Below are 16169 nucleotides of genomic sequence, written 5' to 3'. Positions count from 1 at the left end.
CCTCCCCCGCCCGCCATGACGGAGTGCGGCGGGTGACGCTGGCGGACAACTTCCGTTCCAGCCCGGGAATCGTCGAGCTTGGCCGGTCCATCGCCGAGCGTGTCCCGGACGATGAGCGACTGCCCAAGCGCATGGTCTCGGCCGAGTCCCAAAAATGGGAGCGCGGGGACCTGCTCGCGCTCGCCTTCAACGACGCCGACAAGGAGGCCGCTTGGATCTGTGACCGAATCGAGGAGATGCGTGGAGTGCCGTTCCGCGACACCCCGGACGCGGAGCCTCGCGGATTGTCATGGTCGGACTGCTCGGTGCTGTTCCGCTCCGTGGCCAAAGACGCCGACCCACTGGTTGCCGAGCTGAAGCGACGCGGTATCCCCTATGTGGTCAAAGGGCTGAACCGGCTCTTCGACACCCCAGAGATCGAAGCGGTCGTCGGGATCTTCCGCTTCATGGTCCAGGAGATCTCAGCCGAGGAGTTGCGCGCGCTGTGGCAGGCCGCGGGGCTCCTCCCGGACGGCCACGATTGGCCAGCCGCCCTCGATGTCCTGGAGCGGGGGCGGGATTTCGAGCAAGGGGGCCGGTTCGGTGCGTACAACATCCAGCGGGTCTACCTCGACTTCCTGGAGAAGCTGACGCTGCGCGAGGAGACCGTGCCAGGGCCGGAAGGCCGTGGTGAGCTGGTCTATTACCAGCTGGGCAAGTTCAGCCAGGTGATCTCAGACTTCGAGCAGATCTACTTCACCACCGAACCAGCGGAGAAGTATCAGGCGTTCGTTTCCTGGCTGACCCACCAGGCACCCGGCTACTATGCCGAGTCCGACGCCGACGTGGGCTACGCTGCGCCGGACGCGGTCACGCTGTCCACCGTGCACCAGGCCAAGGGGATGCAGTGGCCGGTCGTGTTCGTGCCCTGCCTGCGCAAGAACCGCTTCCCCTCCCAGCGGCACGGAGGCCTGGGACTGTTTCACGTCTTGCCGCAGGAAGCTATCGAGGACCCGGACCGCTACCGGGGCACGGTCGAAGACGAAACCCGCTTGTTCTACGTGGCGGTCACCCGGGCGCAGAAGTACCTCAACCTGACCTACTCGCCAGGGGAGACCAAGCGGTACCGCAACCGCTCGCCCTTCTTCGACCACTGCTCGGACCAGAGGTGGGTGTCGACCAGACCGAGCACTCGCCCCCTGCCGGAGCGCCTCCCTGCCGTGCCGCGGCAGGAGACCCCGCAGTTGACGTTCTCCTTTTCCGAGCTCAAGTACCTCTTCGAGTGTCCGTACTCGTTCAAGCTGCGCTTCCTCTACGGCTTCAACCCTCCGTTGCACGAGGCTCTGGGTTACGGCAAAGGGCTGCACGACGCCCTGGCGGAGGTACACAAGAGAGCTATCGCTGGGGAGTTGCTTGACGCTTCTGATGCCGAGGATCTGGTCGAACGCCACCTGCACACCCCGTTCGCCTACCCCGAGCTTCGGGCCACTCTCAGTGCAGCCGCGATCAAGGCGATCAGGCGCTACTTCGCCACCCACGGCGAGGAGATCCCGCGGACCGAACACTCCGAAAAGCAGGTCCAAGTGCACGTGGCCCCGGGCATCACTGTGGATGGGCGCATCGACCTCATTCGTCGGCTGGACACCGACGAACTGTCCATTGTGGACTTCAAGTCCACTGATCGGGCCCAGGCCGAAGAGGTCACTCGCGACCAGCTCCACGTCTACGCAGTCGGCTATGGAGAGCTGGCTGGGGAGAACGCGGACCTCGTCGAGGTCCTCAACCTCGACGAGGCTGGACAGACCACCCGTGAGGAGATCGAGGACTCCCTGCTCACCAACGTGCACAACAAGATTTGGGAAGCAGGCGAAGCCCTCCGGGCCAACGACCTACCACGGCTGAACTCATGGTGCGATCAGTGCGACCGCTGCGACTTCGTCGCCCTGTGCCGAGACAAGCCAGCCTCAAGGAGCAGACGCTGACTGTCCGTACGTTGGCCGTCTACGGTCGACGCCCGAATCACCGAAATCTCAGCGAAGGTCGGAAAGCCAGGTCTCCTCGGTGGTGAGGTAGTCGCGTCCCACAGCCTCCTGCGCCAGCCTCACTCCCGAGGCCAAGCAGCTCTTCACTGCGTCTCTGTGTTCGGGAGGAAGCCATCTGACCAGTCCTTCGGCCACTTCAGGTGAGACCGGCTTCTGCCCACTCCGCCGACGCCCCCTGTCCAAGAGAGCCGTGTAGAGGCCGATCGCGGGGCGGATCGTGGGCAAACCGTGCTGGGCTGCGAGCGAGGCGGCGTTGGCAGGAATCTTGATTCCCTTCGCGTCCACATCCCCGAAGTAGGCGACATCGTTCACCGCCCGGTCCAGCCGTGCGATGGACAACACCGACGCCTCGAACGCACCGCCTGCTCCCCAAGCGACAAGGGAAACCCTGTGATCCGACCGACTGCGCAGGGCGTGGACGAGTGAGTCGAACGTGTCGCTGTTCTCCACGACGAGCAGAATGTCTCCCTCTCCGACCAGTTCACTGGTGAACCGTACGGTTGCGCGGTAGGTCGCGAGCAGCTCCAGGGTCAGCCGCCCTGGGCCGAACATCCCGGTTGCGAGGAGCCGGTCGAGGACCTTCTCATCACCGAAGATCTCCAATGACCTCTCCCTGTGCGGGACGGGGAGAGGATTGGGGGTCGAGTGCAGCCATGCGTTGACCTCCACGAGGCGGTCATGCTGGCTCGGAGACACTCGGGACTCGGGTACCCACGACAGAGTGGGATGCCAGACGATCTGCCGACGTGGGGCTGAGGCCTCGCCCGTCACGGGCAGGGTGACGAATTTCGGTAGCGGCGGATGCTCAGAGCGTTCGTAGGAGCGTGTGCTCGGGAGGGTGACCTGCTCGGACTCGGCGAGCTCCGCCAGAAGGTCGGCGAGGATGATGCGGCGGTTCGGATCCGTACGCGAAGCGGGATCAACACGGTCGAGCACGGCCCACAGGTCGAGCAAAGGGACACGGCGACCCCGGCGTCCCCGAAGGGCGGTGGCGAACCGCTCGCCCCGCCTACTCAGTCGCGTGTTCGCCATCATCGTTTCCTGTTTCCGAGCGTGCGTACACTCTGCTCGCGGTGATGGAGCCGGTTCCATCGGGCTCACCGAGTCTGGAGATCTGAGCGCGGATCACATCGTGCACCGAGAGGTAGACCAGCCCGGCACGCAGGTCCGCGTCGTTGCGCAGGCGAATGATCAGAGGGAAAGCGGCGAGCGCGTTGGTGTCGAACAGGCCCGTGGTGTAGATCAACTGGACTCCGAGCGCCTTGGCCACGGCCATCTGCAGTTCGATCAGGTAACCGGCCGAAGCACGGCCGATGGGGTTGTCCAGGAACAGAACACCGGAGTGCTGGCGTGTGTGACCGCGGGCGTTCGCCCGCAACGCGGCCATAGTGCAGTAGATGATGATGGCGGCCGTCAGGAGCTGCCCTCCTGAGAAGATGTCGTTGATCTGCGAGACACGGACGCGTTCGGTCCTCAGCACAGCGTCGGGTTTGAGGATCTCCACCTTGATGCCCTTGGGAGTGGCCGCCCGGACTCCGCGCAGCAGAAGGGTGAGACCGTCCCTGCGGCCGTTGCTTCGAGGCGGTCGCTTGCGTCCGGCTTCCTGCTCAGGAGGGGCGACTGCTTCGTCGATCACCGTGCCGAGTCGGTCGTCGAGTACATCCCTCGCGACCACTGCGTAGGTGATGCGCAAGAACTCCTGTCCGCCCCAGTCTCCCAAGCCCTCAGGCAGCTTTGAGAGCCTCCTGGCGTTCCGGAGTGTGTGGAGACCCTTCTCCACCATTCCGCGCAGGCGTTCGATGATTCCAGCGCGGTGTCTGTCCAGTTGGGTGAGCTCATCGCTCAGGCTCCGAAGCCGCGGGCGCAGAGCCGATTCCCACTCTCCCGCGTGATCGGGCAGTTGCTCACGTGGGACACTGATGATCTGACGGCGGACCGGGCTGTCGACCTGGGCAAAGCGCTCATCGCTTGCGTACTGGGCGAGCCGGTCGGCCGCACGGCGTTCGACCCTCGCCGCGTCATCGAACAGCGTTTCCGCTTCTCGCAACCTCTCTACGAGCGAGGTCCGCTGTTCACCGGCCTGTTCCGAGGTGCCAGTGAAAGGTTCGGCGTCACCTGTCTCCTCCTGAGACGGGACGACATCATCCATCACGTCGAGATGTGAACGGAGCCGGTCGACCAGTTCCTGCTTGTGCGCGGTCTGCTGTTTCAGAGCCTCGTGCCGTTCCTTCGCCCTCTCGTGGGCGCTGTGAGCCTCCGTGAACTCCGTCTCGGCGCGACTGACGAGTTCCTCGGCCTGAGCGATACTGGTCGGGTAACTGTAGTGCGGCTCCAGAGTCACTTCCTGCCGCTGGAACCGTGAGAACTCGTTCTCCAGCTGTCCGACGACCCCGGCTTGAGCGGTGCGGTCACGCTCATGGTTTTCGACGATGCGTCGGGCCCTGTCGGTAGCCGCGGCTCTGGATGCCACGTCGGTTCCGTCCGGAGTGGCGAGCAAACGCTCGGCCGAGGGGAGAATCCGCGCGGGTTGAACCTCCTCGAGGCGGGCCTGGGCCTGTGTTTCGACCTTTTCCGCCGTGTTGAGGCGATCGCGAAGGTCAGCGCCGATACGGACGGCCTCGTATGCTTCACGGGCGAAGCGATAGCTGTCACGCAGGCGTGAGATGGACTCCTCAGGTACGGGTTCGGTGTCGTCGACGCTCCCGGAACCCGGAACGGAGGCCATCTCCTCACGACAGGTGCTCGCTGCACGCTGACTATCGTCGCAGTCGCGTTGCGCCTCGTGGGCATCGCGTCGATGCCGCTCAGCCAGCTCTTTGTATTCATCAGCCTGCTGAGTGTGGGACGTGACAGCCGCCCAGGCTTGTCTGGCGATCTGTCGCAATCCAGGAAGGCGGTCCGCCTGTGCCGCCAGGCTGAGTAGTCGGTCCGCCGTTGCGCGTTGCTCTTCCTCGTCGGCGCGGAGAGAGGGAAGCCTGACCTCCCTGAGGTCGTTCTGTTCTTCCTCGATCTCATCGCTCCGCGTTTCCAGGCTTTCCACGAGCGCTTTCGCTTCAGCAAGCGCTTCTTCCGCGGTCTGCTTCTCCTCACGTAGCCGCGATAGTGTCCCAGGCGGATAGCGCTCGGACCAGGAACTCACCAGCGCCAGGAGCTCCCGGTCGGATTGTGCTTGGGAGGTGAGTGCACCCAGTCTGGTTCGGGAACGGTCGACGAGTTCGGTGACGCGCTGACGCTCATGCTCAGCCTGTTCCTCGTCGTACATGGCCGGGTTGGGTGGCACGAGGAAGGGGGCTGAAACCGGAGATTCCGGGGGCAAGGTGGTGATCTGTGCCGTGGTTCCCACCGCGACGACCGTACGTGGCAGAAGCCGCGCTCTCGTGAGGACGTCCTTGGCACGCGGAATGTGGTCGGCGTTGTTCAGTACCACGCCACCGACCAGGTCTGGGTGGGCTCGCAGGGCCGGTTCGCGGTCTTCCGGACGCATGGTCGACAGATACAGCCAGCCTGACCATGCGTGGATCCCGGCGGCCTCGAGTTCGTTCAACGCGTCGGTGACGTCGACACTGGGGGGCAGCAACCCGCCTGACCCGAGGGCGTCGAGCACCCGTTGGTTCTCACTGAGACTGATTCCCACCCGGGCCTGCTCTTCGCGGTTGCTGTCGAGCGCGTCCGTGAGGAGCTCGATCAGTGAGGGAGCGTCCAGCTCCGGATCCACCTCTTGGGTGCCCAGGAGTGCCGCGAGACGTTCATCCGTTCGCAGGCGCTCCGCTGCTCCCTCACCGGCTACCAAAGCATCCTCAGCTGCGCGGGCCCTGCTCTTGGCCTCATCCACGGTCTGGCCGGCTTGGCGGATCTCCCGTCGTAGCCTTCCTAGCGCCGTGGCCAGTTCGGACATCCTCTGCTCGGCGTCTTTGATGTTGGCGACGGTGCGCTTGAGAACGGTGTCGGCTTGGTCCGCCCTCGCGGACACGTCGTCCTCGACGGAGGTGAGAAGGGAGTCACTGACAGCGTCCTTGACCAGGCGCACGATCGTTTCCACGTCCGTGTCGGCCCGTCGTGCGCGGGCTCGTTCGCTTTCGGCACTGCCCATCTCGTCCACACGCTCATCCTCGGCTTGTCGTGCCGCCTCGGTAAGCACTGCGCATCGCTTCTGGGCTTCCTCAGCCGACTGCTGAGCCTGGTCTGCGGTATGGGCCAGACCGCGTACGAGTCGGTGTGCCGCTCTCTCCCGAGCCTCCAAGAGCGGCGCCGCCTGCTGTTCCTGATCGGAAACGAGCGACCGGATCTGTTCCGCTTCGTCATGGGCTCGGTGGTAGGCGATGAGGACTCCGGTGGCCTGCCATGCGGCCAGGTGGTCACGCGCCTCGTCTAGCAGGGCTTCCAGTCGTTCCAGCTCCGCGCAGGCCTGTTTCCATCTGAGTTCGGCCCGGGCGCGGCGCATCTCGATGGTGATTCGGTTGAGCCTGCGCTCCCTGCGGTCCTCTCGCTGTTGCCCCTCGGCTGCCTCTTCGAGCTCGTCTTTGAGGGTGCCCAGCCGGTCCAGTTCCTGCTCACGGCGCAGCTTCAATGCGATCGCGAAAGCTCGAGCCCTTCTCTGGGCTTGGGCCAGCTGATCAGCGACAGTCGCACGATCCTGCGCTGCTTCGGCCAGTGGGTGAAGCTGATCCAGAGCACCAGACACGAACTCACGTTCTGAGATGAGCTGGCCGCGCTGCGCCAGTCGGGTGGCGTACTGCTCGACGACATCACCGACCACACGGACCGATTCCTCGTCGGTGACGGCAGTGAGCAACCAGTCGACGAAGGCTTCGTCGGATTTGAAGGTGAAGGCGTCCGCGGCCTCGCCCTCGCCCGCGTTCATACGGCGCTGGTAACGGAAGAGCTCAGGGTCGATCCCTAACCGGGTGAGGCGCTCGCGCCAGATCCCGTGATTGGCGGTCCACACGGTTTCCAGATGCGGCTCAACCTTGCCCGCTTCCTCGAGCCGACTGCGGAAGCCGGTCATGGACACGGTCTGGCGGCCTTCGGTGAGCGGCAGACAGTCCAGGTTGAACCGCTCGGTGGGACGGAACGAATACCACGCTTCGAGAAGCCGGGAAGGATCACTTGACACGACCTGTCCCCGCCAGGTGGAGACCTTGCCCACCACGACGCGCTGCCCGGTCTTGAAGTGTTGCCATTCCAACGCCACATGGGCCACATCGTGAGCCTGGACGAAGTTCTCCAGGAGCCGACTGCTCGAACTGCCCACGACCTGGCGCCGCCCAGGAAGCATGACCGAGAAGATGAGCTTGATGAGGACGGACTTGCCGCCCCCGTTCTCCAGGAACAGTACCGTCGCGGGGCTCGGCCTCCGGAGGGAAGCGGACGCATCGGCGGTGGTGGAATCGAGCTCGAAGAGGGAAGCGGGTGTCCCGTTCGGCACAGGTGCACCGACATTCCTCAGATCCAGCGTCACATCCTGGTAGCGGGCGCCTTTGGGGCCGATGGAGAACAGCCGCACGCGTGAGAGTTCGTACATCCGACTTCCCGGCCTACTCTTCGTCCGCATCGAGAACGTGTAGCGAACCGGAGCCGTCGGCGACTGCCACGACCCCTAGTTCAAGCAGTTCGTTGAACGCCGCGTCGGCGGCCAGGTCGCGCACCTGTGCCTGATAACGCGGCGTCGTGCGGTACGTACCGCCTCCCTCGCCGTTGACCTGGGCGAGCAGACCTTGATCCGCGAGGAACTTCAGAGCTTTGGAGACCATGCCGCGGGTGGTGCTCGGGGCGAGACGACCATCCTTCGTGCGCGTGGTCTCGGGTCGCCGTTTGTAGATCTGCCAGAGCCTTTCCAGATCGCTCGCGCCGTCCTCAGGATCGGAGTTCTCCTCGAGCTTGGCGGATCTCTCCTCAAGGATCTGGCAGGTTTGGCGGACCACGCCGTCGATCTGGTCGACGCTGGTCCGCCCGACATAGGAGTCGTCCACGAGGTCATCCGGACGGGGGAACGCCAGAGCCGCCGTAGCGAGGTGGACGAGTCCGTGCAGAGCACGCTCACCTCGGTCGCGCGCGGAGGTTCGCCGTACGTACTCCTCCATACGGACCTCGAAGAGCGAACCCTCACGGGCAGCGACAACAAGCCCTGTTCGTCGGTCGCAGCCCAGGACGGTGAGCCCCAGTCCATCCGCGACGGCCGCGGTGGTTTCGGCAAAGAGCGGATCCTCGTTGTGGCGACGGACGAAGTCGGCGTAGATGGGATCCCTGGTCGGCAATTGCCGTGGACGCATACCGAGCGCGACCAGTTGCGCCGCGTCAGCGACGTCCGCTGGGGAGATGCTCGAACTCACGCGACCTCACCCTCTTCGTTGTTCGTATCCGGAGCATCCGCGAGGTCACGCGACAATCGTGCCTGGCCTACGAGCAGGTCCGCGCCGCCGAACTGCAGATCCCACAGTTCCTGTCCGTCGTCCACCGCTATCAGCACCCGGTCATCCTGTTGCCGTAGCGCCTGGCCGATACCGGGGGATATGGCATGGAGCACTCGCAGCATCACCAGTGTGGGCAAGTCGGGATCAGACTCGCGGGCCTCTTCCAGTAGGCCCGACAACCTGCGTGGCACTTCGTGAAGGTCCAGGAGGGCGTCCGACTGGGTCCACTGCTCGTCCGTGAACACGTCGGGGTCCGGAAGAGGCATCAGGTGGGGCTCTGGTAGCTCCCCCGCGAACTCGCTCCTCTCGGCGACAGGGCTGATGAGCGCCTGTATCAAGGATCGCAGGCGCAGGGCCGACGGTCGCCGCAGTCCGACCCCCGCTCGGAAGAAGGCGTCGGTCGGTTCAACCGCCTCCGAGAGCGTCAACTCGAGAACCGGCGTCAACACCTGGCCGAACAGGTCGATCGCCGCGACCTTGGGACGTCCGGAGAACTGTTGGCGGTCCTGCTCGGAGCGGAACACTTCACGTGCTTCCAGCAAACGCGCCTGGAGTTGGGTGTGTCTGTCCAGGCACTCTTCGACGATGGTGACCAGAGTCGCGGCCTTCAGCTTCCGGTTCGGCTCTACAGTCTCGTCGCGGGCCTCACGGATGTTGTCGAGAATCGACGTTTCCGCGTGGTACCGGCCCAGTACGTGCGTCAGCGCCTCATCGATCAGATCGGGCACCTGACGTTCCCAGTCGACCGAGCGAACGTCCCTCCGTGTGGCCTCCAGCATCCGCCGAAGCTTCTCCGCGTACCGAACCGTCGCATACCGGGCCTGTTGCGCAGCGGCTTGGGCATCGGAGAGCTTCCCACGTCGGATCAGGTTCTCGAGTTTGATCTCCGCGGCGATCTGTGCGGACTCCACATCGAGGTCCAAGGCACCGATGAGGACGTTGATCGCCTCATCCGATGTCCGCAGGTAGATCTCTCCGTCCGGAGCTGAGAGTTCGACGAGGAGCTTGAAGTCGAACGCGCGCCGTTGGTAACCGGCATCAGGGGAGTAAACGCCATAGAAGGCACGAAAACCCCTGTCCACGGTTCCGACATTGATCAAGTTCTCCAGGACCCACCTTGTGATCCGCTCGTGTTCATCCGGATCACGGTCGGGGGCCTGTGCCGCCACGAACGGCATGACCTCAGCGATCACATCGTCATGGTCGGCACCGTGGTCGAAGTCCATCTTGATGGTGACCTGATCGATGATCTGGAAGGCGATCTCCGACATCGCGTACACGGTGGCACCGGCGAAGTCCAGATGCCCCTTGCGGACATCGAGGTCATGGATGGGCCCTGTGCAGGCAAGCGACTTGAGCCTGCGTTCCAAGCCTTCGTCGAAGAACGTCTCGATGCTTGCAACGTCATTGGGGGAGACGCGTTCAGACACGAGCACAACAGTAGTGCATCGAGTTCAGGTATAGGGGGTGAAAATCTGAACTATGCGACTCATCGGGACACCTCGTCGATCCATAACCAGGAAAGAGGCACGGAGCGCCGTGGCTGCCACAAGTGAGGAGGTCATCCTTCTGTTGACCCCAGTCCTTGTAGGTTGGTCACCTTCAGCGGCGCCACCACTGGGGACGCCGCCGGTCGCGGTAGTGCCAGCCCTCTCCGTGCGTGCCCCCGTGGTCCGCTTCCTTGTACTCCGTTCGGTACCGGTATTCACGGCGCGGACCGTGCGGACTCCAGTCGCCGAGGAAGGGCCTCAGCTCATCCGGTGAGGGAGCGGCGTCGAAGTCCTGGCTTCGAACACCAGCGTCGGAGCGGACGGGATCCCACCGCTCGGCCGTCTCCTCTCCCCATCGTGCCCACAGCATCAACCGTTCAGCCTGCAGGGAGTCCCCGCACTCCTGGGCCTCCTCCTCCAGAGCTCTGCAGAAGACTCGAATCTCATTGACGGTGTTCCACGACTCCAGGGCCTCCCGGAACACCGCGCTCCGCTTGGCCGCGATGGCGTGTTCCGTGGCGTCGGCCATGGCCTTCTCCCATTCGGCCTCTTCGCGGAGCCGCCTGCGCCTCTCCTGCTCCTCCCATTCCCTGAGCTGCCGCTCCCGGGCGAGCCTCGCCTCGTCTGTAGCCTTCGAACGGTGCTCGAGCTCGGGAACGAGGTCACGGACCTGGTTCTCCAGACGTCGCCGTCCCTTGTCGCCCCAGTCCGTGGAATCGGCGTGGCCTGAGGGCGAGATCATGAGTTGGAGACGACCGGTCCATCTGAGTTCATACTCGGGGCGCGGCAACAGGAAGCGGTTGTGTGAGCGTCTCCTGAGCCGTGTGTTTGAGGGCTTCTCCACCTGCTCGCGCTCTTCCGCCACCGTCAGGTTGTACTGGTGTCCCTTGACCATGACGAACAACGTGGTGCCGTTGCGCCTCTTGGCTAGGACCAGCCGATACCCCTTCCTGCTCAGGACTTTGCCGAGGGACTCGACGACGACCAGCGCTCGCGGACGAAGGGCTTCTGAGACCTTCAGCGGCGAAGGATCGCGTCGGAGCTCTTCGAGGATGGCGGCCGTGCCGGTGTACGTGCTGCCGGTGGTGGACCGGATCTTGTTCCACTCGGTCTCGCCGCCGTTCGCCGGGTCGACCAGACACACGACCAGGTCTCCTGCGCTACGCCCTGTGTACTTGAGGGATTTACCCTCAGGCACGAGGTTGTGCCGCTTGGCGCGGTCGATCGCCCTTCGATAGCGCGCCCGGGTTTCCATGTCTGGGTTCTCGATGTGGAGGACACCTCCTCCAGCGTTCAGGTCGGCGATCAGCTTCGCGGCATCGTCCGAAGAGGCGGCGCGGGAAGCGCGAGCTCTCTTCCGCTCTGCCTCGGCCGGGCGTTCCCCCTCCTTCGTGCCCTTCCCATCGGAGGGCCTGTCCGGATGGTGTCCGTGCTCCAGGTAGAAGCGGCCGGCATCTGTGATGTGGGCTTGCCACTTGCCCTGTTTCCTGCCCGCCGTGACAAGGCCCCGGTCGCGAAGCGCGTAGGCCGACCGGCGGTACCTGGCGCCTGCGTGGTCGCTGAGGTCGACGCCTTCAGCGATCTTGGACAGCACCGAGAGCTGCAGTTCGTTGAGGGGATCCCAGCGACGCATAACCCTTCCTTCTACGGCTCCGAGGCCGCTGACCAGTCGAGGGAGAAGCTGGTCAGCTGAGGGTGTTGGGGATCCGAACCTACAGCAGCACGTCATAGCGAGAGGTGATAACCGAAAGACGGAGACGTCTCTGTCGAGAAGAAGAACCCCGGAAGGATTCCAGTCCTGGGTTGCCGACTCGAGTTGCCGAAGGTCTCCGATCGGATACAGCGACGGACCTGGCCTCAAGGGAAGGGACTACTCGCGCCTGGTTTCCGTTCTTCAGCAGTACGGGGTCCAGAGGCGGTCCGCTTGTTCGGCCTTGATGAGATCCGTACGTTCACGGGCCAGAAGCCTCGGGGGCGGCTACACAGGGGAAGCCGTGCGTTGCCCATGCGGGTACTTGGGTTTGCCGACAAGCCGACATAACGTTGTGACCAGTGCAGATGCCCTTGCCGATCGTCAGTGGAACAGAGTGGTACAGGGGTGGACCATGGTGGTACAGGTACACGGTCGTCCTGGTACGTCGTTGGACACGGCGGCGGACCAGTATGGTTCGGCGGCTCGTCGTGGCGCGTTCTTCGAACGCCGTGTGGGTCAGGCTGTACAGGGATGGTTGGAGGGCTTGCCGGGCGTGTACCACCTCTTCCATGACCTGGTACGCCTGGACCACGTCACCGGTGCGGGGCTGGCTCCGATGTCGTTGGGGCTCGCCAACATCGATCATCTGGTACTGACCGGAGCGGGGTGGTTGCTCATCGACGCCAAGGGGTGCGGAGCCGGGGTGCTGGGCACCGATGCCCGGGGCAAGGGCCAACTGACCACTCCTGTCGGGGAACGAGTGGCTCAGCCGTGGATGGACACCAGCCGCTCCTACTCCCAGGCCGGAGTCGTCTACCGTCTCACCACCGGGAAGAAGGGCCAGTTGGTGTGGGTGGTTCCTGAGGGCACGGACATTGACGAAGCCTCGGCTGCACGGGCACGCATCTTCGAACGTGGCGGGACGTTGTGCGACCTGACCGAGATCGTCTCCGGAGCGCTGGAACCCATGCTGCCTGACCCCGTGCCGGTCGATCCTTGGGACCTGGAGCGTCTCACCGGTCACCTCTCCGCGCCCTGACCGGAGAGTCTCATGCGCGCACGGCATCGGGTGGGCCAGGGTTCAGAGGCCCCTTACCGGGGTTGACCCAATGGTTAACCGGGAGCTACGGGTACCAATACAGGATGGTGTTCAGTCTCGTTGCCGTGGTCGAACGCAGCAAAGCCTGACAGGGCAGAGGATAGGCCGTGCCCGGCAAACTCTGACATCTTCTTCTCTTATATGAATCATTGAAGAGAAAGATCATCTTTCCCGTACTCTCCTCATCTCATGCTTCGCCAAGACCGCGATCTCATCCTGTCTCTGATTCCTGTTTCTCCAGACTGTTCTGGTCTACCCTCCACGTTTCTTCACCGTCTCATGGTGTGACTCCCCATCCTCACGCACAGATTCACGGATCCTTGTTCTCCCAACTGCTCATCACCTACCTCGACCTGTACTCAACCTCTTCAGATGAACGCTGACTCCTTGCGAGATCCGCAGGCTGGGGAAAGTCGAGGCGAGGCATCTGAACTCCTCAGGGGTCCACTGAGGGGCGTTTGAGGTATGTGTCTGTGTGCGCTTCGGCTTCCAGGCGTGCGGTCTCGATTCCCCTCAAGTGGGAGGGCGGTGGGGTCTTTTCTCCTCTCCGGGGGTGGGGGCCACGTCAGCGGACTCGATCGCCTGATTCCTCGCGTCACGCGCTTGCGGGCGACCTGCTTCCTCCTTGCGACGGGATCTGTTCCCACACCGAGGAGGACGACGGTTTGCCGATCCGCACGATCGAGGCCAGTTCGCTGGCACAGCAGGCGCAGGCGGTGCTCTCCCAGCCCCGGCTGGCCACCAGCCACCAGTTGGCCCGGCTCCTCACCCCGGACGCCACCTCACGGAGATACATGCTCCATGTCCTGCACCACCTGCGACGCCGAGGTCTGGCCGACCGGGTGGTGCCCCCGGGACGCGAAGCGCACCGCTGGTTCCTCACCCCGGCCGGAGCACGCGCGGTCCAGGAGTCCGGTCAGGTCCTGGTGCGTCCTTACCGGATGAGCCCCGAACGCGCCGCTGGCCCGCTCGCCGAGCACATGCTGGCGGTGGTGGAGACGGGGCTGGCCTTCTTCGAGCACGCCCGCATGAAGGGGGACGACTTCGAACCCCTGCACTGGATCCCGGAGGTGGCGCACCGCTACGCCAAGGGCGGCGGCAGGTTCACCGACACCCACGTGATCAGCGACGCTCTGCTGCACTACGTCGCCATCCGTCCCAACGGGTTCCGCGTCCAGTACCAGTTCCTGGTGGAGGTGGACCGCACCACCATGCCCGTGTCCCGGCTGGCGGCCAAGCTCGTGGCCTACGCCCGCTACTTCGACCACCACCCCCTGCGCAAACGCAGGAGCGCCGCGGACGGGCCAGCACGCCCGGCGTGGCAGAAGCGGTATCCGCGCTTCCCCCGGGTGCTGCTGGTTCTGGACGGAGCCAACGAGCGGCGCCTGGCCAACCGCCGGACCGACCTGTCGGCGTACGTGCGTTTCTCTCCGTATTTGACGGTCCCCCGGGAGGACTTCGCGATCGGATGCGCCACGATGCCCGACCTGGTGGAGCATGGGCCACAGGCGCGGATCTGGATCAACCTGACCAGTCCGCAGCAGGGAGAGGAACAGTACACGGACTTCGCACTGGGCTTCAGGCGCTGACCCTGAGGGGGCCATGGGTGGATAGTGCGGTAGACCGGGCGTAGCAGTCGGAGAGGTGCGGCATCTCGTGCCGCACCTCCCCGACTGTCGATCTTCCGCTACGTCCTGCACCAGCGGACCACGCCGATGTCAGAGAACGGTGTCACCAGTAGTTAGGCGGTAGCCGTGGTTGTGCTGCGGTAGCGAACGTTGCTGAGCGCTTCGAGGGCGCTGTCGTCGGCTTCGGGCAGGGTGTGCAGGTAGCGCTCCGTCGTGGTGATGGAGGCGTGTCCCAACCGGTCCCGGACCACGGTCAGGTTGGCGCCCCCGGCAAGGAGCCACGAGGCGTGAGCGTGCCGTAGCTGGTGCGGGGTTGCCGACTTCGGCAACCCGGCCTTCTCCCTTGCCGGGTGCCAGATGTTCTTGCGGAACCAGTCCGCCGGGATGTGCCCGTCGGTGGTGACCTTCCGTCGTCTTCTCGGTTTGTCCTTGCCCTCGGCCCGGCGGATGGCGCGGTAGTGGGCGAAGGCGGCACGGCAGTACTCGCAGCGGCACTTCCCGTTGGTGTACGCGGTCGTCGTGCCGTGCTTGTACCTCCTCCCCTCGTCGTTGGGCGCGGTGAGTCCGAGGTCCACTCCATCGGGCACCCCCGGAATCGGAGCGTCGTCGTCCTGCTCGGGGAAGGAGAAGAGCAGGTCGTCGTCGCGGATCCCGTGCGCCATGGCGTAGGTGAGGATCTTCTTCACCAGGGGCCGACTGAGCTTGAGGCGGCGGAACTTGCGGTCCTTGGGGTACTCCTTGACCAGGAACCGTCCGCCGGTCGGGTGCGACTTCGCGGTGAGCTCCACGACGGACCGGCTGACGGTGAGGATGCCCGTCGCCCGGTCGATGTCCTTGAGCCGGATCTCGCTGAGCTCTCCCCACCTCAGTCCCGACTCGATGTCGAACTCGACCAGGAGCCGGAACCGCTCCCCCTCGATCGCGTCGTGGAAGTCGGCGAACTGTTCGGGGGTGATGATCTCGAACTGCTTCTTGCCGACCGTCGGCAACACCACGCCCTTGCAGGGGTGGGTGAAGATGACCTGGTTGACGACGGCCGAGGTGAAGACGGCCGACAGGACCGTGGTCATGCGGTGGATGGAGGAGGCGGCGAGGCCCTCCTTCTGGCATTGCCGGACCCAGCTCTGGACGTGCTGGGGCAGGATCTCGTTCATGCGCATCTTGCCGAACTCGGGGATGAAGCGCTTGTGGACGGCGTAGGTGACGTTTTGCCGTGTGGACTCCTCCATGACGTGGTTGGGCAGCCAGGTGTCCAGGACGAAGTCGGCGAACCGCTGGCGTCCGTGCCTGGTGCTGGTGACGCGGCCCTCGGCGACCTTGGCCTCGGCGCGTTGCCATGCCTTGTCGGCTTCCTTCTCGGTGGCGAAGGTGCCCGCTGACCGCTCGTCGCCCTTGATGTCGATGTAGTACGCGGTGAAGCGTGTCCCGCCCTTGGCGCCGGTGCGGGCGCGTGAGAATCCCACGTGGACAGACCCCTGTTTCTGACCGTGATCTGACCGTGTGACCGTGCGGTAGAGCACGACACCCGGCGTCACTCCGCGAACGGCGGAAAGCCGCTCAACAGGGATAATCCGGTTCTAAGGGGGCTTGTGACGGGTCGTCTCAGCGGCTGGATGATCGCTGATAAGGATGAGGCCCCAGGTTCAAGTCCTGGTACGCCCACCCAGATTTCCCTGGTCAGAGCCTTGCTTCTCCGGTAGGAGAGCAGGGCTCTTTCTCTTTTGACCGTCATCTGGTCCGGATTCCACGGCATCCCCTCTCAGAACCCGCGCTCTCCGGCGCTTGACAGCGGACAGTAGATACTCCCCATAGGCGGCCACTTAAGGCC

Annotated in this window: 9 protein-coding genes; 3 read left to right on the top strand and 6 right to left on the bottom strand. The window is 64.5% G+C overall.

The features are described from left to right. A partial coding sequence (locus D471_RS35565) for an ATP-dependent DNA helicase (RefSeq protein ID WP_040690652.1) occupies positions 1–1961 on the top strand: 1961 nt, incomplete at its 5' end. A 48-nt stretch (positions 1962–2009) separates the two neighbouring features. Here D471_RS35565 and D471_RS0122135 read toward each other — a convergent pair. The 5 genes from D471_RS0122135 to D471_RS37785 form a co-directional block, all read right to left on the bottom strand. Next, positions 2010–2957 (bottom strand): Wadjet anti-phage system protein JetD domain-containing protein, encoded by a 948-nt coding sequence (locus D471_RS0122135; protein ID WP_161630110.1) that lies wholly within the window; start codon positions 2955–2957, stop codon positions 2010–2012. A 73-nt stretch (positions 2958–3030) separates the two neighbouring features. Then, positions 3031–7542: a coiled-coil domain-containing protein gene (locus D471_RS0122130; RefSeq protein WP_017600645.1), complete on the bottom strand. Its 4512-nt coding sequence runs from the start codon at positions 7540–7542 to the stop codon at positions 3031–3033. A gap of 13 nt (positions 7543–7555) precedes the next feature. Then, on the bottom strand, positions 7556–8350 hold the full coding sequence (locus tag D471_RS0122125) for a hypothetical protein (RefSeq protein ID WP_017600644.1): 795 nt from the start codon (positions 8348–8350) through the stop codon (positions 7556–7558). Continuing rightward, the gene (locus D471_RS0122120) at positions 8347–9861 is read right to left on the bottom strand and encodes a hypothetical protein (RefSeq protein ID WP_206538961.1); all 1515 of its coding nucleotides are present in this window, start codon (positions 9859–9861) and stop codon (positions 8347–8349) included. The genes D471_RS0122125 and D471_RS0122120 overlap by 4 nt, the downstream gene beginning before the upstream one ends. Before the next feature lie 172 nt (positions 9862–10033). Further along, positions 10034–11554, bottom strand: coding sequence for a hypothetical protein (locus tag D471_RS37785; RefSeq protein ID WP_017600642.1), 1521 nt, complete (start codon positions 11552–11554; stop codon positions 10034–10036). Between the two features lie 613 nt (positions 11555–12167). Between D471_RS37785 and D471_RS37780 the strand changes: the two genes are divergently transcribed. Both D471_RS37780 and D471_RS0122105 read left to right on the top strand, forming a co-directional pair. After that, positions 12168–12653: a hypothetical protein gene (locus tag D471_RS37780; RefSeq protein WP_017600641.1), complete on the top strand. Its 486-nt coding sequence runs from the start codon at positions 12168–12170 to the stop codon at positions 12651–12653. A 725-nt stretch (positions 12654–13378) separates the two neighbouring features. Beyond that, positions 13379–14302 carry a replication-relaxation family protein gene (locus D471_RS0122105; protein ID WP_017600640.1) on the top strand — a complete coding sequence of 308 codons (924 nt, stop codon included), beginning with the start codon at positions 13379–13381 and terminating at the stop codon, positions 14300–14302. Between the two features lie 152 nt (positions 14303–14454). On the opposite strand, the gene D471_RS42345 is transcribed toward D471_RS0122105, so the two are convergent. Then, positions 14455–15804, bottom strand: coding sequence for a tyrosine-type recombinase/integrase (locus D471_RS42345; RefSeq protein ID WP_017600639.1), 1350 nt, complete (start codon positions 15802–15804; stop codon positions 14455–14457). Positions 15805–16169: the final 365 nt, after the last annotated feature.

Origin of the sequence: Nocardiopsis lucentensis DSM 44048 (genome assembly GCF_000341125.1) — a bacterium.
Taxonomy (GTDB): Bacteria; Actinomycetota; Actinomycetes; order Streptosporangiales; family Streptosporangiaceae; genus Nocardiopsis; species Nocardiopsis lucentensis.
Note: the sequence above shows the minus strand (reverse complement) of the source record. Positions and strands in the feature narration are given on the sequence as shown.

What these genes read in the sequence shown, in the direction of transcription:
- D471_RS0122130 (WP_017600645.1), bottom strand. Translation starts at nt 7,542, where the DNA reads ATGTACGAACTCTCACGCGTGCGGCTGTTCTCCATCGGCCCCAAAGGC.
- D471_RS37785 (WP_017600642.1), bottom strand. Translation starts at nt 11,554, where the DNA reads ATGCGTCGCTGGGATCCCCTCAACGAACTGCAGCTCTCGGTGCTGTCC.